Origin of the sequence: Neobacillus sp. 204 (assembly GCF_046562815.1) — a bacterium.
Lineage (GTDB): Bacteria > Bacillota > Bacilli > Bacillales > Cytobacillaceae > Neobacillus.
In genome coordinates, this window is the sequence record NZ_JBJORY010000008.1 from 221,135 (window position 1) to 244,870 (window position 23,736).

General features: G+C 45.0%; 21 protein-coding genes. 1 reads left to right on the plus strand and 20 read right to left on the minus strand.

The annotated features are described in order from the left end of the window. Positions 1 to 5: 5 nt before the first annotated feature. The 11 genes from prmC to ACJ004_RS18095 form a co-directional block, all read right to left on the minus strand. Positions 6 to 995, minus strand: coding sequence for a peptide chain release factor N(5)-glutamine methyltransferase (gene prmC / locus ACJ004_RS18045; protein WP_410894517.1), 990 nt, complete (start codon positions 993 to 995; stop codon positions 6 to 8). After that, the gene (gene prfA, locus ACJ004_RS18050; protein WP_410894518.1) at positions 988 to 2,061 is read right to left on the minus strand and encodes a peptide chain release factor 1; all 1,074 of its coding nucleotides are present in this window, start codon (positions 2,059 to 2,061) and stop codon (positions 988 to 990) included. The genes prmC and prfA overlap by 8 nt, the downstream gene beginning before the upstream one ends. 172 nt (positions 2,062 to 2,233) lie before the next feature. After that, a complete protein-coding gene (locus ACJ004_RS18055; RefSeq protein ID WP_410894519.1) occupies positions 2,234 to 2,692 on the minus strand; it encodes a hypothetical protein in 459 nt (152 codons plus the stop codon). Positions 2,693 to 3,038: 346 nt separating this feature from the next. Further along, the gene (locus ACJ004_RS18060; RefSeq protein ID WP_410894520.1) at positions 3,039 to 3,656 is read right to left on the minus strand and encodes a thymidine kinase; all 618 of its coding nucleotides are present in this window, start codon (positions 3,654 to 3,656) and stop codon (positions 3,039 to 3,041) included. A 108-nt stretch (positions 3,657 to 3,764) separates the two neighbouring features. Continuing rightward, positions 3,765 to 3,977 (minus strand): 50S ribosomal protein L31, encoded by a 213-nt coding sequence (gene rpmE, locus ACJ004_RS18065; RefSeq protein ID WP_410894521.1) that lies wholly within the window; start codon positions 3,975 to 3,977, stop codon positions 3,765 to 3,767. Between the two features lie 202 nt (positions 3,978 to 4,179). Further along, on the minus strand, positions 4,180 to 5,445 hold the full coding sequence (rho, locus tag ACJ004_RS18070) for a transcription termination factor Rho (RefSeq protein ID WP_410894522.1): 1,266 nt from the start codon (positions 5,443 to 5,445) through the stop codon (positions 4,180 to 4,182). 295 nt (positions 5,446 to 5,740) lie between these two features. Next, complete coding sequence (glpX, locus tag ACJ004_RS18075) at positions 5,741 to 6,703, minus strand: class II fructose-bisphosphatase (protein ID WP_410894523.1); 963 nt, start codon at positions 6,701 to 6,703, stop codon at positions 5,741 to 5,743. A 144-nt stretch (positions 6,704 to 6,847) separates the two neighbouring features. Continuing rightward, positions 6,848 to 8,134 (minus strand): UDP-N-acetylglucosamine 1-carboxyvinyltransferase, encoded by a 1,287-nt coding sequence (locus ACJ004_RS18080; RefSeq protein WP_410894524.1) that lies wholly within the window; start codon positions 8,132 to 8,134, stop codon positions 6,848 to 6,850. A gap of 182 nt (positions 8,135 to 8,316) precedes the next feature. Continuing rightward, positions 8,317 to 8,967: a fructose-6-phosphate aldolase gene (gene fsa / locus ACJ004_RS18085; protein ID WP_410894525.1), complete on the minus strand. Its 651-nt coding sequence runs from the start codon at positions 8,965 to 8,967 to the stop codon at positions 8,317 to 8,319. Positions 8,968 to 9,105: 138 nt separating this feature from the next. Then, positions 9,106 to 9,963 (minus strand): class II fructose-bisphosphate aldolase, encoded by an 858-nt coding sequence (locus ACJ004_RS18090; RefSeq protein ID WP_410894526.1) that lies wholly within the window; start codon positions 9,961 to 9,963, stop codon positions 9,106 to 9,108. Between the two features lie 245 nt (positions 9,964 to 10,208). Next, the gene (locus ACJ004_RS18095) at positions 10,209 to 10,580 is read right to left on the minus strand and encodes a response regulator (RefSeq protein ID WP_026568193.1); all 372 of its coding nucleotides are present in this window, start codon (positions 10,578 to 10,580) and stop codon (positions 10,209 to 10,211) included. Between the two features lie 170 nt (positions 10,581 to 10,750). Between ACJ004_RS18095 and ACJ004_RS18100 the strand changes: the two genes are divergently transcribed. Further along, positions 10,751 to 11,257: a DUF2529 domain-containing protein gene (locus ACJ004_RS18100; RefSeq protein ID WP_410894527.1), complete on the plus strand. Its 507-nt coding sequence runs from the start codon at positions 10,751 to 10,753 to the stop codon at positions 11,255 to 11,257. 304 nt (positions 11,258 to 11,561) lie between these two features. Here ACJ004_RS18100 and pyrG read toward each other — a convergent pair whose 3' ends face one another. From pyrG to ACJ004_RS18145, 9 genes are all read right to left on the minus strand, one after another. Then, positions 11,562 to 13,157, minus strand: a complete 1,596-nt coding sequence (gene pyrG / locus ACJ004_RS18105; RefSeq protein ID WP_410894528.1) for a CTP synthase — start codon at positions 13,155 to 13,157, stop codon at positions 11,562 to 11,564. A gap of 238 nt (positions 13,158 to 13,395) precedes the next feature. Further along, complete coding sequence (gene rpoE, locus ACJ004_RS18110) at positions 13,396 to 13,968, minus strand: DNA-directed RNA polymerase subunit delta (RefSeq protein WP_410894529.1); 573 nt, start codon at positions 13,966 to 13,968, stop codon at positions 13,396 to 13,398. A gap of 159 nt (positions 13,969 to 14,127) precedes the next feature. Continuing rightward, positions 14,128 to 14,325, minus strand: a complete 198-nt coding sequence (locus ACJ004_RS18115; protein ID WP_410894530.1) for a hypothetical protein — start codon at positions 14,323 to 14,325, stop codon at positions 14,128 to 14,130. Between the two features lie 180 nt (positions 14,326 to 14,505). Then, positions 14,506 to 17,751: a fused isobutyryl-CoA mutase/GTPase IcmF gene (gene icmF / locus ACJ004_RS18120; RefSeq protein ID WP_410894531.1), complete on the minus strand. Its 3,246-nt coding sequence runs from the start codon at positions 17,749 to 17,751 to the stop codon at positions 14,506 to 14,508. Between the two features lie 69 nt (positions 17,752 to 17,820). Further along, positions 17,821 to 18,459 carry a TetR/AcrR family transcriptional regulator gene (locus ACJ004_RS18125; RefSeq protein ID WP_410894640.1) on the minus strand — a complete coding sequence of 213 codons (639 nt, stop codon included), beginning with the start codon at positions 18,457 to 18,459 and terminating at the stop codon, positions 17,821 to 17,823. 15 nt (positions 18,460 to 18,474) lie between these two features. Beyond that, positions 18,475 to 19,614 carry an acyl-CoA dehydrogenase gene (locus tag ACJ004_RS18130; RefSeq protein ID WP_410894532.1) on the minus strand — a complete coding sequence of 380 codons (1,140 nt, stop codon included), beginning with the start codon at positions 19,612 to 19,614 and terminating at the stop codon, positions 18,475 to 18,477. 332 nt (positions 19,615 to 19,946) lie between these two features. After that, positions 19,947 to 21,077, minus strand: coding sequence for an acyl-CoA dehydrogenase (locus ACJ004_RS18135; protein WP_410894641.1), 1,131 nt, complete (start codon positions 21,075 to 21,077; stop codon positions 19,947 to 19,949). 78 nt (positions 21,078 to 21,155) lie between these two features. Further along, complete coding sequence (locus ACJ004_RS18140) at positions 21,156 to 22,007, minus strand: 3-hydroxybutyryl-CoA dehydrogenase (RefSeq protein WP_410894533.1); 852 nt, start codon at positions 22,005 to 22,007, stop codon at positions 21,156 to 21,158. 336 nt (positions 22,008 to 22,343) lie between these two features. Then, positions 22,344 to 23,531: an acetyl-CoA C-acetyltransferase gene (locus ACJ004_RS18145; RefSeq protein WP_410894534.1), complete on the minus strand. Its 1,188-nt coding sequence runs from the start codon at positions 23,529 to 23,531 to the stop codon at positions 22,344 to 22,346. Between the last annotated feature and the right edge of the window lie 205 nt (positions 23,532 to 23,736).

The window sequence follows — 23,736 nt, forward strand, 5'->3', positions numbered from 1 at the left end:
AGAACTTAAACCTCGAAACCCATCTCCGCAAACACCATGCGGTCCCGGCCATTAATATCATTCACAATCTCCACCCTGGCGTCTGCAAAGGCCTTTCGAAAAAGCTCCGCTACCGCTTCGCCCTGACCGGCCCCAATCTCGAAACCAACCAGCGCGCGCCTCTCTAGCACCTGCGGCAGCTCCGTCATAAAGCGGCGGTAAAATTCCAAGCCGTCTGTCCCCGCAAACAAAGCCCGATGCGGCTCATGCTCCGTCACAACCTCCGACATCGTCGTGATATCACCGAACGGAATATATGGCGGATTTGAAAGAATCACATCAAACCGGTCGCCGCTCTCAATAAACGGCCCAAGCAAATTCCCCTGTACAAACTCCACCTCCGCCCCAAGCCTTGTGGCATTCTCCCGTGCCACAACCAGAGACGCCTCCGCAATATCAGTGCCTGACACCTTTAACACTGGCTTCGCAGTAGTATTGGTGCCTGACACCATTTCCAACGGCTCCGTAGTAGTATTGGTGCCTGACACCATTTCCAACGGCTCCGTAGAACTATTGGTGCCTGACACCCTCAGCTCAGATTCTTCGAGCTTCATGGTGATGGCGATGGCGCCGCTGCCGGTACCGATGTCGGCGAGCTTGATGACTTGTTTTGCGCCGCTAAACAGACGCTTAATCCGTTGGAGGGCGCCGTAAACGAGTTCTTCCGTCTCCGGTCTCGGAATCAGCACCTCTTCATTGACGAGAAACGGCCGCCCGTAAAACTCCTCGGTCCCGATGATATACTGCACCGGGACACCCTTCACATGGTCAAAAACCGCCTTTTCAAACGACTCCCACACACCTGGAGCTAACTCATCGCGCATGTTCGCAAACAACTGCGCCCGGCTCATCCCAGTAAAATGGCGCAGCAAAAGCTCCCCCGCATTCGCATCACGATTCGCTGGACCTAAAAAAGAAGAAGCCCATTGAAGAGCTTCAAATACTTTCTTACTCATTAGAGGCACTATCCAGCCTGCGTGCCTGATCATCCATAATCAGCGCATCGATGATATCATCCAGCTTGCCCTCTAAAATTTGATCGAGCTTTTGAATCGTTAAACCAATGCGGTGGTCCGTCACCCGGTTTTGCGGGAAGTTGTAGGTACGAATCCGCTCAGAACGGTCTCCTGTCCCTACCGCTGATTTACGAACAGAATCATATTCTGCCTGTGCTTCCTGCTGGTATTTATCATAAATACGAGCACGTAACACCTTCATCGCCTTATCTTTGTTCTTATGCTGCGATTTCTCATCCTGAATTGAAACCACAATCCCCGTCGGAATATGCGTTAAACGCACGGCTGACATCGTTGTATTAACTGACTGTCCGCCGGCACCGCTCGAAGCAAACGCATCGAAACGGATATCCTTATCATTGATTTCCACTTCTAATTCTTCCGCTTCCGGCAAACAAACAACCGTCGCTGTTGACGTATGAATCCGGCCGCTTGATTCCGTCTCCGGTACACGCTGCACACGATGCGCCCCATTCTCATACTTCAATTTCGAATAAGCGCCCTGACCATTAATCATAAAGCTGATTTCCTTGTAGCCGCCAAGACCAGTTGGGTTCGCATCAAGAAGATCAATCTTCCAGCCTTGCGCTTCCGCATAACGGCTGTACATCCGATATAAATTCCCCGCAAACAAAGCCGCCTCGTCCCCGCCCGCAGCTCCGCGGATTTCAAAGATAACGTTTTTGTCATCATTTGGATCCTTTGGAATTAAGAGAATCTTCATCTTCGCTTCCAATTCAACGATCTGTGCTTCCAGTTCGTTAACCTCTTCCTTCACCATTTCACGCATATCGGCATCAAGCTTCTCATCCAACATCGCTTTCGCATCCTGAAGCTGCGCACGCGCCTCTTTATATTCACGATACGTTTGTACAGTTTCTTGTATATCAGATTGTTCTTTTGAATAATCACGTAATTTTTTTGAATCATTAATAATTTGTGGGTCGCTCAAAAGTTCATTCAACTTCTCATAGCGATCTTCCACCGATTGAAGACGATCAAACACAGTCTATTCACCTCAATTTTTTGTCCATAACATTCTAATTATAGTATAGGTGAAAACAACCGTCAAAACCAAATTCTAGGGGGGGAATTTTTTGAGGGAGGATTTGGGCGGTAAAACCCTTTTTAAAAAAGGAACCCAACACAAAAAAACATGCCCTGATAATCAGAGCATGCTACCTTCGATCTTCTTTGACACGCACCTCAATTTTATAGCGCGGTAACGCCTGAATCAGTTTGCGATGAAGTCGTGCTTCTGCATTAACTTTTCCCTGCTCAGACTGCATTCCTTTTTTATAAACAGAAACCCACATCCGGTCACCATTAATCCAGACGGAATCTAACGTAAATTCATCTGAATCGGCAATGACTTGCTTCGCCTTATTAATATCTTCACCCGTCTCTTTTCCGCCGCCTGTTTCAGAACCGCTTCCCGTCCTTTTCAGGTCGAGAAAATTGGGATTTTGGTTGGTAATATCATCTTCAACCAGCCGCTGCTTGTTTTCACCGCGGTTAGACATATAATTTGGTGCTGTTTGGTCTTTGCGCAAGTCATAAGCCCCTTGATTGGCATTCTGACAACCGCTAACTAAGAACAACAAAGTTAATGAGAGAAACAGCCATAATTTTTGCATCTTACACCTCCCATTACTATCATGCCCGAGCTCGACAGGAACAGAACGAGTGAAATCTTTCCAAGTTCAGTACCCAAATTTGCCTTTCCTCCTTGGATTCCGCCAAACCTCGGCTGAATTCCGCCAGACCTACATGTTATTCCGCGAATCTACCCAGAATTCCGCCGAACTCCAAGATTATTCCGCCAAACTTCCCAATTATTCCGCCAAACTCCAAAAATCCGTCACCATCCAACCCAGCCAAACAAACAAAAAAAACTGCCCGAGAATCCCCTTCTCAGACAGTTTTTATAGTGTTAAGCTCGTTTATGGTGTCAGGCACTAATTATGTAAACCGAACGACACCTTAGTTTGTAGACTCTTGCTCAATGCTTATACGGTATGACGCCGTTTTTGGCACTTCGTGATGGTGGCGGCAGCGAGGCTCATATGCTTCGGAGGCACCCACTAAGATCACTGGGTCATGGTAGGAGGCAGGGTGACCATCAATCAAACGCTGCGTCCGGCTTGATGGTGAACCGCACACCGAACATACCGCCTGCAGCTTCGTCACCGATTCTGCAATGGCCATCAACGCTGGCATTTGCCCAAACGGCTCGCCGCGGAAATCCATATCCAGACCCGCACAAACCACACGGTGGCCGCTGTCAGCCAACTGCTGCACAATCCGAACAATTCCTTCATCAAAAAACTGAACCTCATCAATCGCAATAATATCGATATCCGCTTCCACATGGTGAAGAATCTCAATAGAATGAGCAATTGGCTTCGCATGAAAAGAAGACCCATTATGGGACACAACCTGTTGATCGTGATAGCGATTATCAATTTTCGGCTTAAATACTGCAATCTTTTGTTTAGCGAATTGAGCCCGTCTGACACGGCGAATCAATTCCTCCGATTTTCCAGAAAACATACTGCCACAGATAACCTCAACCCATCCGCTCTGCTTCATTAAATACATAAAAACGGCGTCTCCTTCCTAGCAAACCCATAAAATCTATTTCGAAAAGTAAATTTATTAAAATAAAAAACAGGCAAGGAAGTTGCTTCTTGCCTGTACTTTTTACAATTATTGTTGTGGAGTCTTAATGCCATATTTCTTGTTGAAACGGTCAACACGTCCGCCAGCTTCAGCGAATTTCTGACGACCAGTATAGAATGGATGACATTCTGAACAAGTTTCAACACGAATTTCATTTTTAACAGAACCAGTTTCAAATGTATTACCACAAGCACATGACACCGTTACTGTTTTATAATTTGGATGAATTCCTGCTTTCATTCTTTTCATCTCCTTCCGCCCTGAATCTTTCGAAACAGAGTTATATAAAGCACCTGTCAATAACAAGCACTAAAATACTAAAAACACACTGCACCCATTATAACAAGGCAAAGCTATTTTTGCAAGCTGGGATTTGTTGGTTTCTTTTTGAAAAAGGAACCTATAAAGCTTCCTTGACCAGGCTTGTCCCTGACCTCAACACCTACGACCGTCTTGTTTTTAGCTCTTCCCCTAATTGGGCAAAGAACTCTTCATTCGACTTCGTCTGGCGTAATTTTTTCAAGAAACGCTCCGCAAAATCTGGTGAATCTGACATCGATTTTCGGATCGCCCATAATTTATCCAAATGATCCTTCGGAATCAATAATTCTTCCTTACGTGTTCCTGAACGACGGATATCAAGCGCAGGGAAAATACGGCGCTCCGCAAGCTGACGATCGAGATGCAGTTCCATATTACCTGTCCCTTTAAATTCCTCATAAATGACGTCATCCATCCGTGAACCAGTATCGACAAGCGCAGTCGCAAGAATCGTCAAGCTGCCGCCCTCTTCAATATTACGGGCCGCCCCGAAGAAGCGCTTCGGACGATGGAAGGCTGCCGGGTCAATCCCCCCGGAAAGTGTCCGCCCGCTTGGCGGAATGACTAGGTTATAGGCACGAGCAAGACGTGTAATACTATCCATCAGGATTACCACATCACGCTTATGTTCCACTAAACGCATCGCGCGGTCCAAGACAAGTTCAGCTACTTTAATATGGTTTTCAGGCACTTCATCAAACGTCGAACTAACGACGTCACCGGCAACCGAACGCTCAATGTCGGTTACTTCTTCTGGACGTTCGTCGATCAACAGCATAATTAATTCTACTTCCGGATGGTTCGTGGTAATGCTGTTAGCAATTTCTTTTAACAGCATCGTTTTACCAGCCTTTGGCGGCGCGACGATGAGTCCACGCTGGCCAAAACCAACCGGTGCAATCACATCCATAATCCTTGTTGAAAGATGTTTTGGAGTAGTTTCCAATTTCATCTGGCGGTTAGGATAGAGCGGCGTGAGGCCAGGGAAATACACCCGTTCTTTCGCTGATTCCGGGTCTTCCCCGTTCACAGCTTCTACGTGCAATAGTCCATAATAACGCTCATTTTCTTTTGGAGGCCGTACCTTACCGGAAACTTTATCCCCATTACGAAGGTCGAAGCGGCGGATTTGCGATGCAGAAATGTAAATATCTTCTGAGCTTGGCGAGTAATTAATTGGTCGTAGGAATCCAAATCCTTCTGATTGGATAATTTCTAAGACGCCTTCCATGAAAAAATAGCCTTGCTGTTCCGCACGAGATTTCAGGATGGCAAAAATTAGTTCTTTTTTCGTTAATTTGCTGTAATAGGTCACTTTATATTCGCGAGCAAGCTCATAAAGCTCCTTCAGCTTCATATTTTCTAAACTTGAAATTGTTAATTCCATTTGTGCACCACACTTTTATTTTTTTCAAACAGATATTATTACGAGAGTTGAGGAATAGTGATAGAAGTAGAAATGAAATGAATAGAATTGCAGAAATAATGCATAAAACAATTACTATTGTACCCTCTATGCAAAAAATTAATCAACTTATTTTTCTATTTTCAGTCATTGGAAATTTCTTCTTGTAGGAGTTCATTCCAAATGGAGTCTAATAGGAGTTTTTTAAATTTACGAGACTGATGCCATGAAGGGTGCCTGACACCAATGGTGTCAGGCACCCTTACTTGAGGCACAACTATTTAATCACTAAATTAGGTTTTTTCTTTAAGCTATGACGGCCTTCGACAAAGCGAACGGTGCCTGATTTGGCACGCATGACGATGGAATGTGTCGAACCGTAGGAACCTTTGAATTGGACACCACGCAGCAATTCGCCGTCTGTGATTCCTGTCGCAGCAAAAATGGCGTCATCGCCTTTCACAAGGTCTTCCATTCGAAGGATACGATTGACATCGAGTCCCATTTTGATGCAGCGCTCCAGCTCCGCATCACTTTGTGGCAGCAGTTTCCCGATGATTTCGCCGCCCAAGCATTTTAAGGCAACGGCCGACAGAACGCCTTCAGGGGCACCGCCAGAACCAAAGAGAATATCGACACCGGTATCGTCAAACGCAGTATTGATGGCACCTGCTACGTCACCATCATTAATTAATTTGATTCTTGCACCGGCTTCACGAAGCTGGGCAATGATATGTTCATGACGCGGACGATTTAAAACGGTCGCCACAACATCTTCGATATCTTTATTCTTCGCTTTGGCAACAGCCTTTAAGTTATCTAAAACAGATGCATTAATATCGACATGGCCGACCGCTTCCGGGCCAACCGCGATTTTTTCCATATACATATCAGGAGCATGGAGAAGATTTCCATGGTCAGCAACCGCAAGAACCGCTAAGGCATTCCAGCCGCCAGATGCTAAGATATTGGTGCCTTCAAGTGGATCAACAGCAACGTCAACGCGCGGACCATAGCCTGTCCCAAGTTTTTCGCCAATATAAAGCATTGGTGCCTCATCCATTTCCCCTTCACCGATTACCACAGTTCCTTTCATTGGCACCGTGTCAAACACATCACGCATCGCCGAGGTAGCTGCTCCGTCGGCTTCATCTTTTTTCCCTCGGCCCATCCAGCGGGCTGAAGCAAGTGCTGCTGCTTCTGTGACACGGACAAGCTCCATCGATAAACTTCTTTCCAACGTCTCCATCTCCCTTAAGTCTCTTGGTTGTCTCTTTACCTCTAATAGCTTATGGTCGTCAATGTCCTAAGCTTTATCTATTTGTCTAGCTGCAGCGCCCTAGCGGCTAGTGTCCTTCGCCGCTAAACGGGGGCTTCCGCTTTTCTAAGTATTTTTCATCTGCTCTACTTCTTCTTTTGTTAATGCTTCCCGCCAAACTGTGGCGCCGAGGCCGTTTAGTTTTTCGACTAGGTCGCTATAGCCACGGTCAATATGCTCGAGTCCGGTTACTTCGGTAATTCCTTCCGCCATCAGACCGGCAATGAACAGCGCGGCGCCAGCACGGAGGTCACTTGCTTTCACTTTGGCCCCTTGCAGTTGAATCGGGCCATTAATGATCGCAGAGCGCCCTTCGACCTTAATGTTGGCGTTCATTCTTCGCAGTTCATCAATATGTTTAAAACGGGCTCCGTAAATCGTGTCTGTAACCACACTTGAGCCTGACGCTTTTGTCAACAAGGTCGTAAATGGCTGCTGCAGGTCGGTCGGGAATCCAGGATAGACGAGCGTTTTGATGTCGACAGCTTTCAAGTTTGTTGATCCATCGACAAACACTTGGTCATCGCCTGATTCGACACGGACACCCATTTCACGCAATTTAGCAATCAATGATTCTAAATGCTGCGGGATGACGTTGTCGATTAACACACCTTCGCCGACTGCGGCGCCCAAAATCATATATGTGCCGGCCTCAATTCGGTCCGGAATAATGGTGTGACGGCAGCCATGAAGCGCTTCCACGCCGTCGATACGAATTACATCCGTTCCAGCCCCTTTAATCTTTGCTCCCATACTGGTTAACAGTGTGGCCACATCAATGATTTCCGGCTCTTTCGCTGCATTTTCAATGACGGTCCGGCCTTTCGCGCGAACCGCGGCCAGCATGATATTAATCGTCGCTCCCACACTGACAACGTCAAGGTAAATACGGGCGCCGCGAAGCTCGTCCGCCCGTAAATAAATCGCACCTTGTTCATTAGTAATTTGGGCCCCAAGTGCTTCGAAGCCTTTTATATGTTGATCAATCGGTCTTGGACCTAAATGGCAGCCGCCAGGTAAGCCAATGACCGCCTTTTTGAAACGGCCGAGCATAGCACCCATTAAGTAATAAGAAGCACGGAGCTTTTTTACTTTCCCGTTTGGCAGGGGCATGGAAATCATGGTAGATGGGTCAACCGTCATATCGTTATCAGAGAGCTGAACGTTTCCGCCGATTTCTTCAAGGAGGTCCTTCAAGATTTCAACATCAGAAATGTCCGGCAATCCCTCAATTGTCACTGGTGATTCCGCTAAAATGGTTGCAGGGATTAACGCAACGGCACTGTTTTTCGCCCCGCTGATCCGAACAGTTCCCTTTAACGGATAGCCACCCGCAATTTTAAGTTTTTCCATATTCGACTCCCTTCTAAGCCCTGTAAGTCATTCGGTACGATCCGCTTATTACGAAATGAGGCTATAGGTATATTTTTCCATTATAAAAAGTCAAAATCCGACAGCTTGTCTATCCTCTAGTTTACACAAAAATTTTATTTTCATGTATAGCAATTAAAAAAATTTACACGAAAAGGGAATAATTATGCTTCTGTACGGGAATTCCAATCCTTTAAGAAGCCTTCAATGCCCTTATCTGTTAATGGATGATGGAATAGTCCCATTAATACTTTGTATGGAATCGTGGCAATATGAGCGCCTCTTAACGCTGCTTCTGTCACGTGAATTGGGTTACGAATGGATGCTGCAATGATTTCTGATTCAATGCCATGCACGTTGAAGATGTCTGAAATTGTCGAAATTAGTTCTAAGCCGTTTTGGCCAATATCATCTAATCTGCCTAAGAAAGGAGAAACATAGCTTGCACCAGCTCTTGCTGCAAGTAAAGCTTGGTTTGCACTAAAAATGAGGGTTACATTTGTTTTGATTCCATCTTGAGCAAAAGCATGAGTTGCTTTTAAACCGTCTGGAGTCATTGGAACTTTTACCGTAATATTCGGAGCGATCGCTGCAAGTTCACGTCCTTCTCTAATCATACCTTCTGCATCAAGAGAAATAACTTCGGCACTCACAGAACCTGGTACAAGTGCAGCAATTTCTTTAATGCGGTCGTGAAAAGAAACGCCTTTTTCTCTAGCTACTAAAGATGGGTTAGTTGTTACCCCTGCTAATAATCCAAGGTCATGTGCTTCGCGGATCTCATCTAAATTTGCTGTATCGATAAAAAATTTCATGTTTGACTCTCCTCCATTTTTCGACTAAATTTTCAAATTTCTTTTAACAGACTGAAACCGCCCTTATATGAGGACGGTTTACATTTTATCATATTTGGAACAAATATGAAATGTGGTCAGACATTCGACATTGTTCTATTAAGCTTTACCTGCAGAACCGAATTCGCGAATTTTGCCAATAACGGTTGCTTTGATCGCTTCGCGAGCTGGTCCTAAATATTTACGTGGATCGTATTCTTCAGTTAATGTAGCTAATGTTTCACGAACCGCTTTAGCAGAAGCAATTTGATTTTCAGTGTTAACGTTGATTTTCGCTGTTCCTAATGAAACAGATCTTTGGATATCCTTTGTAGGGATTCCAGTTCCGCCGTGAAGGACTAATGGAAGGCCAGTAATCTTACCGATTTCCTCCATTTCAGTAAAGCCAAGGTTTGGTTCACCTTTGTATGGTCCATGAACAGAACCTAATGCTGGTGCAAGGCAGTCGATACCAGTGCGTTTTACTAACTCTTCACATTCTTTAGGGTCTGCGTAGATAACGCCATCTGCAACAACATCATCTTCCTGGCCGCCAACAGTTCCTAATTCAGCTTCAACAGACACACCTTTTGAATGTGCATAATCTACTACTTTAGAAGTAATTTCAATATTTTCTTCAAATGGGTGGTGTGAAGCATCGATCATAACAGATGTAAAACCTGCATCAATCGCTTCTTTACACTTGTCAAAGCTTGAACCGTGGTCAAGGTGAATTGCTACAGGAACAGTAATTTTCAAATCTTCCATTAAGCCTTCAACCATTTTTACAACAGTTTTGAAGCCGGACATATAACGTGCTGCCCCTTCAGAAACACCAAGAATTACAGGTGAATTCTCCGCTTGTGCAGCTTGAAGAATTGCTTGTGTAAATTCTAAGTTATTTAAGTTAAATTGCCCAACCGCATAGCCTTCAGCTTTTGCTTTAATGAGCATTTCTTTCATGGAAACTAATGGCATTTCTATTCCTCCTTAAATTAGGTCGTTATCTTTTCAAAATAGCCTTCCATATTAAGGTTTTCCCTCAATTTTCCGGATTATGTATAACTTTAAAAAGATAGAAACCAGTAAAAAGTTCATATGTATCATATCAAAACGAGGTTCGAAATGCCATTAATTAGACAGAGTTTTATAAACTGTCATAATGAAAGCGTGTCCATTTCCCTATATTCAACTCTTTAATGTTTTTTATAAAAAAATTACGATTAATTCATCTTTTGAGGGATATGTTTCCTGACAGCTGCTCGAATATCATCAATGTCAAATGGCTTGGCAAAATGTGTGATTGCCCCAAGATCCTTTGCTTCTTGAATCATATCCAGTTCGCCATAGGCCGTCATAATAATGACGCGAATATCCGGGTCAATGACCTTCATTCGTTTTAAAATTTCGATTCCATCCATTCCAGGGATTTTCATATCCAATAGGACAAGGTCGGGGTCATGTTTTGTCACAATTTCAAGGGCCTGAATGCCATTGGCTGCCTGATATGTTTGATACCCCTCTTTTTGAAACACTTCATTTAGTAAAATTCTAATGCCAAACTGATCATCAACAATTAAAATTTTCTCTTTCATAACTCCACCTCTTCCTTGGTTGTCTTGATTCTTTTTATTATCCCACTATTTATCACTTGTTATATTTCTATATTTATACAATAATATCCTGCTATTATTTTGAGATTTTGTTTTTATTTTTGTAATAACGAAAAAATGCTTATAATAAAAGGGTGAAAAGGAGGGTTTTTATGTTAAAAATATTTACTACCCAATTAACAGGTTTGTTTAAACGAATCGAGGAAAAAGAAGAATATTCGTTTGAAGACGGAGCACGTTTACTTGCCCAGGGGTCTATATATATTTTTGCCACAAAGGAAATGAAGGCGGTCGAGTTCGAAGCATTGGAGGGGGCGGAACCATTTAAAGGTGTAAAGATATTTGAGAGGGTTGAGGAGTTAACTGATTCCGATCGTGTCCTGCTATTCACGCGTTATTCCAGTGATGCAGCCGCGCTTCTGGTAGCGAAACAGCTTCACGAAAAAGGAATTCCGTTTGTAGCGGTGGCTACGGTGGTTCCAGAGGGAGAGGAATTGCAGGAAATAGCGGATTCCGTCATCGATTTGCGGCTGACCAAAGGATTGCTCCCTGATGATGAAGGAAACCGTTATGGATATCCATCATCAATGGCAGCTTTGTTTGTTTATTACGGCTTGAAATTTACGGTTGATGAGATTCTGGCGGAATATCAGGAGTAAAGCGGGTGTATGAACCCGTTTTTTTATTGCCCTGGATTATTTCCCGGGGGTTATTTTTTGATATGGCTAATTTTTCGTTTTAAGGTACCCCCATACAGATACATAAGGTGGTTTTGTACGAGATTAGGATGGTTTTGTACAGATTTCTCACCCTTTTGTGCAATTTTCGAATGATTTTGTACAACTTTTGAATACTTTTGTACAATTTTTGAATAGTTATGTACAAATAGACAATATCTGGATATTATTGTGTGCATTTTAAGTCAAAATAGGCAGGACCAGAGAACTGGTCCTGCCTGCTAATTTATTTTTGAAGTGATGCTTTAATAAAGTCACGGAACAATGGCTGCGGACGGGTTGGTCTTGAGACAAACTCCGGATGGAACTGTGAAGCCAAGAACCATGGATGATCCTTCAACTCAACAATCTCCACTAAGCGGCCGTCTGGGCTAGTCCCAGAGAAAATAAAGCCTGCTGCTTCCATCTCTTGACGGTACTGATTGTTAAACTCATAGCGATGACGATGGCGCTCATAAACCACCTCTTCATTATACGCTTCGAACGCCTTCGTACCCTCAACAAGACGCGCTGGATATAGACCCAAACGCAACGTGCCGCCCAAGTCCTCTACATCCTTCTGCTCAGGAAGCAAATCAATGATCGGGTAAGTTGTTTCCGGCTCAAACTCCGCGGAGTGCGCCCCTTCAAGACCAAGCACATTGCGGGCAAATTCAATCGTTGCCAGCTGCATACCTAAACAAATGCCAAGGAACGGCTTCTTCTGCTCACGAGCATAGCGAGTCGCTTCAATCTTCCCTTCAATCCCGCGGTCACCAAAGCCGCCTGGAACAAGGACGCCATCGACATCATTAAGAAGCTCGGCCACATTTTCACGGGTAACATCTTCTGAATTGATCCATTTGATTTCCACATCCGCATCAAACGCATAACCGGCATGCTTCATCGCCTCAACCACAGAAATATAGGCATCTTGAAGTTCCACGTATTTTCCGACAAGGCCAATGCGCGTCTTGTTAGAAAGATTAATTACACGGTCTACTAGGGCCTTCCACTCGGTCATATCCGCTTCCTTCGCCTCTAATTTCAAATGATCACAGACGATTTGATCCATGTTTTGCTCTTGAAGGGCAAGTGGAATCGAATAAAGCGTATCTGCGTCCATACATTCAATAACCGCTTTCGAGTCAATATCGCAGAACAAGGCGATTTTATCCTTCATGTCCTGTGAAACCGGCATTTCCGTACGAACGACAATAATGTTAGGCTGAATTCCAAGGCTGCGCAGTTCTTTAACGCTGTGCTGAGTCGGCTTAGTTTTCATTTCCCCAGCAGCCTTGATGTAAGGAATTAAGGTACAGTGAATATACATTACATTTTCAGAGCCGATATCACTCTTGATTTGGCGAATCGCTTCAAGGAATGGGAGCGATTCAATGTCCCCAACCGTTCCGCCGATTTCAGTAATCACGACATCAGCATTCGTTTCTTTCCCGGCACGGAAACAACGCTCCTTAATTTCATTGGTGATATGCGGAATAACCTGAACGGTTGCCCCTAAATAATCACCGCGGCGCTCTTTGCGTAAAACCGTTGAGTAAATTTTCCCAGTTGTTACGTTTGAATACTTGTTTAAGTTGATGTCGATAAAACGCTCGTAGTGACCTAAGTCCAAATCTGTTTCAGCGCCATCACCCGTTACGAATACTTCACCGTGCTGGTAAGGACTCATCGTTCCCGGATCCACGTTAATGTAAGGATCGAATTTTTGAATCGTCACACTCACGCCCCGATTTTTCAATAAACGTCCTAATGAAGCAGCCGTAATTCCTTTTCCTAGTGATGAAACCACACCACCAGTTACAAAAATATATTTTGTCATAAATATTTCCCCCTCTTATACAGTTTGTACATTATTCAGTTTGTTTAAGGGTTTTTGTAAAAAAATATTTTCCTTACGCCCAAAAAAATGAAAAAACTCTCCAAAACAAGAGTTTTTTGAACAATAAAAAACGCCCGCCTACATTTGGTAGGGAGCGTATCGTAAGTAAATAATGTATCGTCCTTTTTAAGGAGCCCAAAAAAGATTCTACAAGGGCATGGAAAAAAAGTCAAGCTGATTAATCTTCTTCCACTTCTTCCTCGTCTTCAAATTCTTCCTCTTCTTCGAGGTCTTCGTCAAGGTCGTCTTCTTCATCCAGCTCAATGTCAAGGTCATCCTCAATAGCTTCATCATCATCGTCAAGATCAAGATCGTCATCCTCATCGATATCAATATCGTCTTCATCGTCAAGAAGATCATCTTCATCATCAAAGTCATCAAAGTCATCTTCAATTTCATCAACTTCATCGAAATCTTCGAGATCGTCTTCATCGACAACCTTCTTCGCTTTCTTCTTCTTCGGTTTCACAACCGCAACAACCTCTTCTTCAGCTGTATCGACTGGATACCAAACGCGAAGTCCCCAGCGGTTGCCTCCTAATGAAAGGAAACGGCCATCTACATTGATGTCGGTGTAAAATTGAGCAAGTCGCGAACGAATTTCCTCATCAGAAATCCCCGCCGCCTTTTTAATTTCCTGAAGTAGATCAGCAAACGCAATTGGCTGCTTGCTATTTTGCAAATATTCATACGCCATTTCCATGAGGGATAATTCTTTTAATTCCTCTTTTGAGTATTGTGCTAAACTCAATATAGGCACTTCCTTTCTCTATTTAACACTCTTTAATGAGTGAATAACGGACTATCAAATAATTGATATATGAACTGTCTAGTCTAGCTCCAGCTCAAAATTTGCATATTCTTCATTATAAACAAATTCTTCCGGTTTATGCTAGTACTAGCCGTTGTTTCACTTGAATTTTTCCGGACGAGCTTTTTTACTATCATTTTCCTTTGCTTGCTTGTGCTTTTTCATCTCTTTAATCGTTATCACTAGAAAGAAGATTGCTAGCAGCAAGAATGAGATTGCGCCCAACTGACGTTGATAGAGATAATTTAATGGCCAGGCAAACACAATTAACACCATCAAAATATAACCCATCTTCATTTGCTCCACCTGCCCAAACCTCTCGAAGTATGTACGCTAAATAGATTATATAAGATAACCGCACATAATAATATCTCATAAAAAAAGTTTTTTTACAAAAACTGGCTCGCAGACAATAAAAATTGGTGTCAGGCACCATGTGAAAATTTCACATGGTGCCTGACACCCTATATTAACACCTTACATATTCCTGCGATACTGTCCGCCTACTTCGTAGAGGGCTCGTGTGATTTGTCCGAGGCTGGCGACTTTTACGGTTTCCATTAGTTCCGCAAAGATATTGCCATTGTTGACTGCGGCATCTTTTAAGCGCTGCAACGCTTGCCCCGATGCATCCGAATGACTTTCTTGGAAAGTCCGCAAATTTTGAATCTGCAATTCCTTCTCTTCATATGATGCCCGCGCTAATTCCATATTATTGACCTCTTCCTCAGACGGAGGATTTGGATTCAAATACGTATTCACACCGATAATCGGTAACTCACCAGTATGCTTTTTCATTTCATAGTACATCGATTCATCCTGGATTTTACCGCGCTGATATTGGGTTTCCATCGACCCAAGCACACCGCCTCGGTCATTCAAGCGTTCAAACTCTTGAAGGACCGCCTCCTCGACAAGATCCGTTAACTCCTCAGCAATAAATGATCCTTGCAACGGATTTTCATTTTTCGACAAGCCGTGCTCTTTAGTAATAATCATCTGAATCGCCATCGCCCGGCGCACCGATTCCTCGGTTGGCGTCGTAATCGCCTCATCATAAGCATTGGTATGAAGGGAATTACAGTTATCCTGCAAGGCCATTAACGCCTGCAGCGTCGTCCGGATATCATTAAAGTCAATTTCCTGCGCATGCAGCGAACGACCCGACGTCTGAACATGGTATTTCAATTTTTGGCTGCGCTCGTTCGCTCCATATTTATCACGCATCACCGTGGCCCAAATTCGGCGGGCTACCCGGCCAATCACGGTATACTCCGGATCCAAGCCATTCGAGAAAAAGAAGGACAAGTTCGGCGCAAAATCATCAATCTTCATGCCGCGGCTTAAATAATACTCCACATACGTAAACCCATTCGACAGCGTAAAGGCCAGCTGCGAGATCGGATTCGCACCCGCCTCCGCAATATGATAGCCCGAAATCGATACCGAATAATAATTGCGAACTTGATGGTCGATGAAATATTGCTGAATATCACCCATCATCCGCAGCGCAAATTCGGTGGAAAAAATACATGTATTTTGGCCTTGGTCTTCTTTTAAAATATCAGCCTGCACTGTACCGCGTACCGTCCGCAGTGTATACGCCCGCACTTCGGCGAATTCTTCAACCGTTAACACCCGGCCAAGCTCCGCTTCTTTTTGCTGCACCTGCTGGTCAATCGCTGTATTCATAAACATGGCTAAAATAATCGGCGCCGGTCCATTGATCGTCATCGATACCGAGGTTGACGGATGGCACAAATCAAAACCGTTATATAACTTTTTCATATCATCTAATGTACAAACGCTGACGCCGCTTTCGCCGACTTTCCCGAAGATATCGGGGCGGTAATCCGGATCCTCACCATACAGTGTCACCGAGTCAAACGCCGTACTTAAGCGTTTCGCCGTATCATCCTTCGATAAATAATGGAAGCGGCGGTTCGTGCGCTCCGGTGTCCCTTCCCCAGCAAACTGCCGTTTTGGGTCCTCACCTTCCCGCTTAAATGGAAACACCCCTGCAGTATACGGGAACCCACCCGGCACGTTTTCCTGGTATACCCAGCGAAGAATTTCCCCGTAATCCTTATACTTCGGCAGCACCACTTTTGGAATGTCGAGGCCTGATAAGCTTTTTGATTTTAATACGGTAATAATCTCTTTATCACGGATTCTCGTGACGAACTTGTCACCCGAATAGGCCGCCTTTGTTTGTGCCCAAGAAGCGAGAATCTTCCGCGATTCTGGTGTCAGACGTGCTTCGGTTTCGTGCTTGACTGCTTCTAAAGCCGCAATTACACCTGCATCGCTGACCGCTTCGATCGCTCCTTCTAACTGGAATAATTTCCGAGCGATATTCGCCTGTTCTTCCGCTTTCCGATGATAGCCGCGGACCGTTTCGGAAATTTCCCGTAAATAGTAACGGCGGTCAGTCGGGATAATCACATTTTGCTTTTCAACCAAAGCATTTTTATTAAATGAAGTCACCCAATCCGTCGACATTTTCTCGTTAATTTTTTCAATCAACGCCGCAAACAACCCATTCGTGCCCGGGTCATTAAACTGGCTCGCAATCGTACCATAAACCGGCATATCATCGATGTCTTTTTCAAACAGCATATGGCTGCGCTGGTACTGCTTTTGCACCTGACGCCTCGCATCCTCCGAGCCCTTACGCTCAAACTTATTGATGACAATCAGATCAGCAAAGTCAATCATATCAATCTTTTCCAGCTGCGAAGGCGCACCAAACTCACTCGTCATCACATACAAAGAAACATCGCAAATCTCCGTAATGCCCGCATCACCCTGGCCAATCCCGCTCGTCTCAACAATCACAAGGTCAAAACCAGCGGCCTTCGTAACGGCGACCGCATCCTTAATCGCCAGCGATAATTCACTTTTTGAATGCCTAGTCGCCAGCGAGCGCATATACACATTCGGTGAAAAAATCGCATTCATACGGATTCGGTCCCCTAACAGCGCGCCACCCGTCTTTTGCTTCGTCGGGTCGACCGACAGAATTGCCACTTTTTTATCTGGCAATTCATTAATAAAGCGGCGAATCAATTCATCCGTCAATGAACTTTTTCCTGCACCGCCCGTCCCGGTAATTCCGACGACTGGAATCTGCTTCTCAAGTGACTTCACTTGATCGAGCACTCGCTCAGCCGTGGCCGCCGCTTCATTCTTATCGTCCACATGAAGCTCGGCTACCGTTATCAACTTCGCTACCGCATTGACATCACCGCTCGGCAGCTTCTCCATTTGCTCAGCTACATCATGCGGAACCGTTGCAAAATCACACATCTCCAGCATCCGGTCAATCATGCCCTGCAGCCCCAGCGTACGGCCATCCTCAGGCGAAAAAATCCACGAAATCCCGTAATCATGGAGCTCCTTTATTTCCCGCGGGATAATCACCCCGCCGCCGCCGCCAAAAATACGGATATTCGGTGCCCCTTTTTCCTTCAACAAATCGTACATATATTTAAAGTATTCGACATGCCCGCCTTGATACGAAGAAATCGCAATCCCCTGCACATCCTCCTGAATCGCTGCGTTCACAACCTCTTCAACCGAACGGTTATGACCAAGATGAATCACCTCCGCCCCGCTCGCCTGCAGAATCCGCCTCATAATATTGATAGAAGCATCATGCCCGTCAAACAAACTCGAAGCCGTGACAAAGCGGATATGATGCTTCGGCTGATAATTACCCATCGTCTTCCTCCTTTTATAAACCATTTTTATAAAAATGAACCCTATTCACTGTTCGCAACTTTGTTAGCATTACAACTTTGCTTTTACGGACGAATGAATTCCGTAGAACAATTGCTCCGTTTGCAGTTCAATATATTCATCAAGTGTATATAACTTTTGCAAGGCCCAGCGGCGAAACGCCCACATTTGTCCCTCGACAATAATGTTATGGGAAATCAACTCAATCTGTTTTTCAGATAACTGCAGCTCGCCATTCTCCACACAGCGGACCATCAGACCCCCAAACATCTCAGCCATTTCGATTTCTTTTTTCAGCACATAAGGAAGGGCATCCTTCGTCAGCGATTTCGCTTCCTGATACATGACAAGTACTTCATCCTGCATCTCATCTATTACTCGGAAATAATGCCCGACCCCTAACTTCAGACTTGAAAGGGTGCCTTTTTTCTGTTCAAGGTCTTGCTCGAGGCGTTCGCTAACATGTTCATAGATACTGTCACACACGAGATAAAGAACGTCTTCCTTGGAGCGGATGTATTCGTATAGTGTCCCAATACTGAAACCGGCCGCTTTGGCGATTTCCCTCGTCGTTGTCCGGTGGAAGCCTTTTTCCTTAAAAAGGCTGACGGCCCCTTTAATCATTTGGTCCCGCCGTTTTTGAACAAGACGTTCATCCTTTACAGAAGCCTGTACTTCCCGTTTTTTCATCATCCTTTAACCGCCTTACTTCGTGATCATCCGCGAGATCACAAGTCGTTGAATTTCTTGTGTGCCTTCATAAATTTGCGTGATTTTCGCATCGCGCATGTATCGCTCAACTGGATAGTCCTTCGTATAGCCATACCCGCCAAACACCTGGACAGCTTCTGTTGTTACCTTCATCGCCGTATCGCCGGCAAACAACTTCGACATCGCCGACTCTTTGCCGTACGGCAGACCTTGTGACTCCAACCATGCCGCTTGATAGGTTAATAGGCGCGCAGCCTCAATTCCTGTTGCCATATCTGCCAGCTTAAAGCCGATTCCTTGATTCGCCGCGATTGGTTTGCCGAATTGATGGCGTTCCTTCGCATAGTCTGCTGCAGCGTCGAGTGCACCTTGGGCAATTCCCACGGCCTGAGCAGCAATACCATTTCGGCCGCCATCAAGGGTCATCATCGCAATTTTAAAGCCTTCGCCTTCTGAACCAAGTCGATTAGCAACCGGAACCTTGCAATCTTCAAAAATAATTTCCGTTGTTGGTGACGAACGAATGCCGAGTTTCTTTTCCTTTTTCCCAACTGAAAAGCCAGGGAAGTCGCTCTCGATAATAAATGCAGTCGTTCCTCGTTGTTTACTTGTAGGATCCGTTAGCGCAAACACTACATAAATATCCGCTACCCCACCGTTCGTAATGAAAATTTTTGATCCATTGAGGACATAGTGATCGCCTTCTAAGCGGGCGGTTGTTCTCATTCCACCGGCATCCGAACCGCTGCCAGGCTCTGTTAAGCCATACGCACCAATTTTCGTACCTTCTGCTAATGGGCGCAGATAGGTTTGCTTTTGCTCCTCACTGCCGAATTTGTAAATCGGCCAGCCTGCTAAGGACGTATGGGCGGACAGCATCACGCCCGTTGACGCGTCGACTCGGGACAGCTCTTCCACGGCGATACAATAGGCCAAATAATCACTGCCAATCCCGCCGTACTCTTCCGGCCACGGAATCCCTGTTAAACCCAGCTCCGCCATTTTGTCAAAAATCTCGCGGTCAAAGCGTTCTTCCTCATCACGCTCAGCAGCCGTCGGGGCCACCTCATTCCGTGCAAAATCACGAACCATTTTCCGAATCATTTCATGTTCTTCAGACAGTTTAAAGTTCATTTCAAGTCCTCCTATTTGGATGAATATTTTTTAAATGATAAGATTTGAACTTAGATTATTTACTAGCGGAAGCGGCCCAGCGGCTAGTGTACTTTGCCCTTTTCCCTTCGATAAGTCAAAGGGCTCCAATCCATACGCCGCCGAACTGCGCTCCCGCTTTTCTTTAAGGCTCTTTTCGTAAACTTTGTTGCTTTTGGAGCTTTATAAGGTTCATTTACTAAGTTCCTAGGCAATTTTCGCAAATGTTCTTACGAAAAGATGCCACGAAGATATAGTTATACGGGTTGATGAACTTATACGAAAAACAACAATCTATGCGAAGATAGCCTTCTTTAAAGATGTTTACTAATAACAATTCGTTGAATTTCACTCGTTCCTTCATAAATTTCGGTGATTTTTGCATCACGGAAATAACGCTCGACTGGATAATCTTCGGTGTAGCCATAACCTCCGAATACTTGGATCGCTTCGGTTGAGACTTCGACCGCTGTTTTAGTCGCGAACAGTTTTGCCATCGACGCTTCCAAGGTACATTTCAAGCCGTTTGTTCGTAAATAGGCCGCCCGATAGACTAATAGTTTTGCAGCTTCCACGCTGGTGGCCATATCAGCTAGCTTAAAGCCAATCCCCTGCTGGGCAGCGATGGGCTTGCCAAATTGCTGTCGGTCTGCCGCATAAGTGGTTGCGGCTGACAGTGCGGCCTCAGCAATTCCAAGTGCCTGGGTGGCAATCCCGATACGGCCGACATCAAGGTTGGCCATCGCAATTTTAAAACCTTCGCCCTCAGCACCCAGCATATTCTCTGCTGGCACGTGCATGTCTTCGAACGTGAGTTGGACGGTTCTGGATCCGTGCAAGCCCATTTTCTTCTCATCCTTACCGACAATAAAACCGGGGGTATTTTTTTCAACAATAAACGCGGAAATCCCCTTACTGCCCAGTTCAGGATTCGTTTTCGCAAAAACAATATAGACATCGGCCTCGCCGCCGTTCGTAATGAACACCTTTGAGCCGTTGATGACGTAATGATCGCCCTTCCTGACGGCACGTGATTTTAAACTGGCGGCATCCGAACCGGAACTTGGCTCTGTTAAGCAAAACGCGCCGAGGTACTTCCCTGAAGCCAGCTTCGGTACGTACTTCTTCTTCTGTTCCTCGGTTCCAAAATATAGGATCGGATTCGTGCAGACGGAGGTATGAACAGATAGTATGACTCCAATTGTCGCACTTACCTTGGAAAGCTCATGGATGGCTAGGATATAGGAAGTGAAGTCCATCGCGGCACCGCCGTATTTTTCAGGGACAGGAATCCCCATTAAGCCAAGCTCACCCATTTTGCGGAGGATTTCGCGCGGAAATTCCCCTCTTTCCATATTTTCAATAAATGGTTCAATTTCGCTATTGGCAAAATCGCGAACCATTTTTCGCATCATTTCTTGCTCTTCGGTGAATGAAAGATTCATGGTGTTCTCCCCTTTTGAGGAATGTACTATGGTGGTATTCATCATTATCACGACCCCTTTGTCGAAGAAATGCTGTGTTTATTCGTACGTATAAAAACCGCGTCCTGTTTTCTTGCCAAGCCAGCCTGCTTTCACATATTTACGAAGTAGCGGGCATGGACGGTATTTGTCGTCACCAAAGCCTTGGTGAAGCGTTTCCATAATATACAAACATGTATCCAAGCCGATAAAATCAGCCAGGGTTAACGGCCCCATTGGGTGGTTCATGCCGAGTTTCATGACTTCATCGATGGCTTCCTTCGTGGCCACGCCCTCATACAAGGTGTAAATTGCTTCGTTGATCATCGGCATCAGAATGCGATTAGAAACAAACCCTGGGAAGTCGTTAACTTCAACGGGTACCTTGTTCAACGTTTTTGTCATGTCCTCAATCACTTGGTACACTTCGTCTGCTGTTGCGAGGCCACGAATGATTTCGACGAGCTTCATGACCGGAACAGGATTCATAAAGTGCATGCCGATCACTTTCTCCGGGCGCTTCGTGGCCGCGGCGATTTCGGTGATTGGCAATGATGAGGTATTACTCGCAAGGATAGCGTGTGCTGGGGTAATTTCATCGAGTTGGGCAAAGATGTTTGTTTTAATCTCCATGTTTTCAATGGCTGCTTCGATGACGAGGTCGACGTCATGGGCATCGTTTAGGTCGGTGGAAGCGGTAAGGTTAATGAGAATATCTTGTTTTTGCTCTTCGGTCAGGCGTCCTTTGTCAACATTCCGTGTAAGTATTTTATTGATTCCTGCTAGGCCGCGTTCCACAAACTCCGGTTTTAAATCATTTAGGACGACCTTATACCCCGCCTGCGCACAAACTTGAGCAATTCCGGAGCCCATTTGTCCTGCACCAATTACCATAAGCTTTGAAATCTTCATTCTTTCCCCTCCGAAGAAGGCCGGAACAGGTCCGACCTAGTATTTTTTATATTTTTTTCGTGATTTTTTGCTATTTTAATAGGTTCTTTGGTATTTTGACCATTTATTCATGTCATTTTATTGGTCTTTTGACTTCTAAAAATAACTCTTTAATGGTCTTGTGCAATTTCCAAGGTGTTTTGTGCAACTTTCACCAAGCTTTGTACCAATTTCCATGAGTTTTGTACAATTTTCAGATGGTTTTGTACGAAAATCAATATGTTTTGTACAATTAGACAATATATGGAAAATCAGTCCCATTAACACCATCTAGTAAACTAAAAAACTTCCAACCAATTAACCGCGCGGAACTTCAATCATTACGGCATCGCCCTGACCACCGCCGCTGCAAATTGCCGCAATCCCAATTCCGCCGCCGCGGCGCTTTAGTTCATGCATCAATGTAAGAATAATCCGTGCCCCACTGGCCCCAATCGGATGTCCTAAGGCGACCGCACCGCCATTGACATTGACCTTTTCTGGATCTAAACTGGAAATTTTGCCACTGACTAATGCTACCGCCGCGAAGGCTTCATTGATTTCAAATAAATCCACTTCGTCCACCGTTTTGCCTGTTTTTCGTAAAAGCTCATTAATCACAAGTCCCGGTGTTTTCGGAAAGTCCTTTGCTTCCACAGCAACAGCCGCATGACCGACAATCACCGCTTCGGCTGCTCGGCCTTCACGAACAGCACGCTCTTCACTCATTAATACGAGGGCGGCCGCACCGTCATTGACCCCAGGGGCATTCCCAGCCGTAATCGTTCCCGTTGAATTAAACACTGGTGCTAATTTAGACAGCCGCTCCAACGAAGTATCTTTTCGCGGGGACTCATCCGTCGTAACTATTAATGGAATTCCTTTCCGTTGTGGAACTTCCACCGCAACGATTTCTTCCGCAAATTTCCCGCTCTCGATCGCCGCAATAGCCCGAACATGACTCCGTAACGCCCACTCATCTTGTGCCTCGCGGCTAATTTCCATATCTGCAGCAGCTTCGTTGCCGTAGGTGCCCATATGAACACCAGTAAAACTGCATGTTAAGCCATCATGAATCATTAAATCCTTGATCTGTGCGTCACCCATCCGGAAACCCCAGCGAGCTTTTGGCAGGACATACGGAGCGTTGCTCATCGATTCCATGCCGCCTGCGACGATCACTTCTTCATCACCAGCACGGATGATTTGATCTGCCAACGTGACACTGCGCATCCCGGACGCACACACCTTATTAATTGTTTCTGTCTTCACTTCCCAGGGCAATCCGGCGTGCTGAGCGGCCTGGCGCGAAGGAATTTGTCCCTGTCCTCCTTGTAAAACAGAACCAAGAATGACTTCCTGAACTTCATCTGGCTTAACACCGGCACGAACGATTGCTTCTTTTACGGCAATACCACCCAGCTGTGATGCGGTATAGCTGCTTAGTGCCCCTCCTAATTTTCCAAAAGGTGTTCTAACCCCGCTTAAAATGACCGTTCTTCCCATCTTCACACACTCCCCTATTCATAATATTCAGATAAACCTTCTTTAAAAAGAGAGCGACTGAACGCTCGCTCGGGTAAAAATCAAAAAAGAAACGCAGGATTCTGCTTTTTAAAAACTGTAAATGTAAGCGTTTTATCTATACATTCTATTCTACATAAAAAAGTGCAGAAGTTGAAATGTTTTACACAAAATTTTTAAAATTTTA

Excerpts from the sequence above, each read along its gene's own strand:
- prmC (WP_410894517.1), bottom strand. The coding sequence starts at position 995 with ATGAGTAAGAAAGTATTTGAAGCTCTTCAATGGGCTTCTTCTTTTTTA.
- ACJ004_RS18055 (WP_410894519.1), bottom strand. The coding sequence starts at position 2,692 with ATGCAAAAATTATGGCTGTTTCTCTCATTAACTTTGTTGTTCTTAGTT.
- ACJ004_RS18060 (WP_410894520.1), bottom strand. The coding sequence starts at position 3,656 with ATGTATTTAATGAAGCAGAGCGGATGGGTTGAGGTTATCTGTGGCAGT.
- rpmE (WP_410894521.1), bottom strand. The coding sequence starts at position 3,977 with ATGAAAGCAGGAATTCATCCAAATTATAAAACAGTAACGGTGTCATGT.
- rho (WP_410894522.1), bottom strand. The coding sequence starts at position 5,445 with ATGGAATTAACAATTTCAAGTTTAGAAAATATGAAGCTGAAGGAGCTT.
- ACJ004_RS18080 (WP_410894524.1), bottom strand. The coding sequence starts at position 8,134 with ATGGAAAAACTTAAAATTGCGGGTGGCTATCCGTTAAAGGGAACTGTT.
- fsa (WP_410894525.1), bottom strand. The coding sequence starts at position 8,967 with ATGAAATTTTTTATCGATACAGCAAATTTAGATGAGATCCGCGAAGCA.
- ACJ004_RS18090 (WP_410894526.1), bottom strand. The coding sequence starts at position 9,963 with ATGCCATTAGTTTCCATGAAAGAAATGCTCATTAAAGCAAAAGCTGAA.
- ACJ004_RS18095 (WP_026568193.1), bottom strand. The coding sequence starts at position 10,580 with ATGAAAGAGAAAATTTTAATTGTTGATGATCAGTTTGGCATTAGAATT.
- ACJ004_RS18100 (WP_410894527.1), top strand. The coding sequence starts at position 10,751 with ATGTTAAAAATATTTACTACCCAATTAACAGGTTTGTTTAAACGAATC.
- pyrG (WP_410894528.1), bottom strand. The coding sequence starts at position 13,157 with ATGACAAAATATATTTTTGTAACTGGTGGTGTGGTTTCATCACTAGGA.
- ACJ004_RS18115 (WP_410894530.1), bottom strand. The coding sequence starts at position 14,325 with ATGAAGATGGGTTATATTTTGATGGTGTTAATTGTGTTTGCCTGGCCA.
- icmF (WP_410894531.1), bottom strand. The coding sequence starts at position 17,751 with ATGGGTAATTATCAGCCGAAGCATCATATCCGCTTTGTCACGGCTTCG.
- ACJ004_RS18125 (WP_410894640.1), bottom strand. The coding sequence starts at position 18,459 with ATGAAAAAACGGGAAGTACAGGCTTCTGTAAAGGATGAACGTCTTGTT.
- ACJ004_RS18130 (WP_410894532.1), bottom strand. The coding sequence starts at position 19,614 with ATGAACTTTAAACTGTCTGAAGAACATGAAATGATTCGGAAAATGGTT.
- ACJ004_RS18135 (WP_410894641.1), bottom strand. The coding sequence starts at position 21,077 with ATGAATCTTTCATTCACCGAAGAGCAAGAAATGATGCGAAAAATGGTT.
- ACJ004_RS18140 (WP_410894533.1), bottom strand. The coding sequence starts at position 22,007 with ATGAAGATTTCAAAGCTTATGGTAATTGGTGCAGGACAAATGGGCTCC.
- ACJ004_RS18145 (WP_410894534.1), bottom strand. The coding sequence starts at position 23,531 with ATGGGAAGAACGGTCATTTTAAGCGGGGTTAGAACACCTTTTGGAAAA.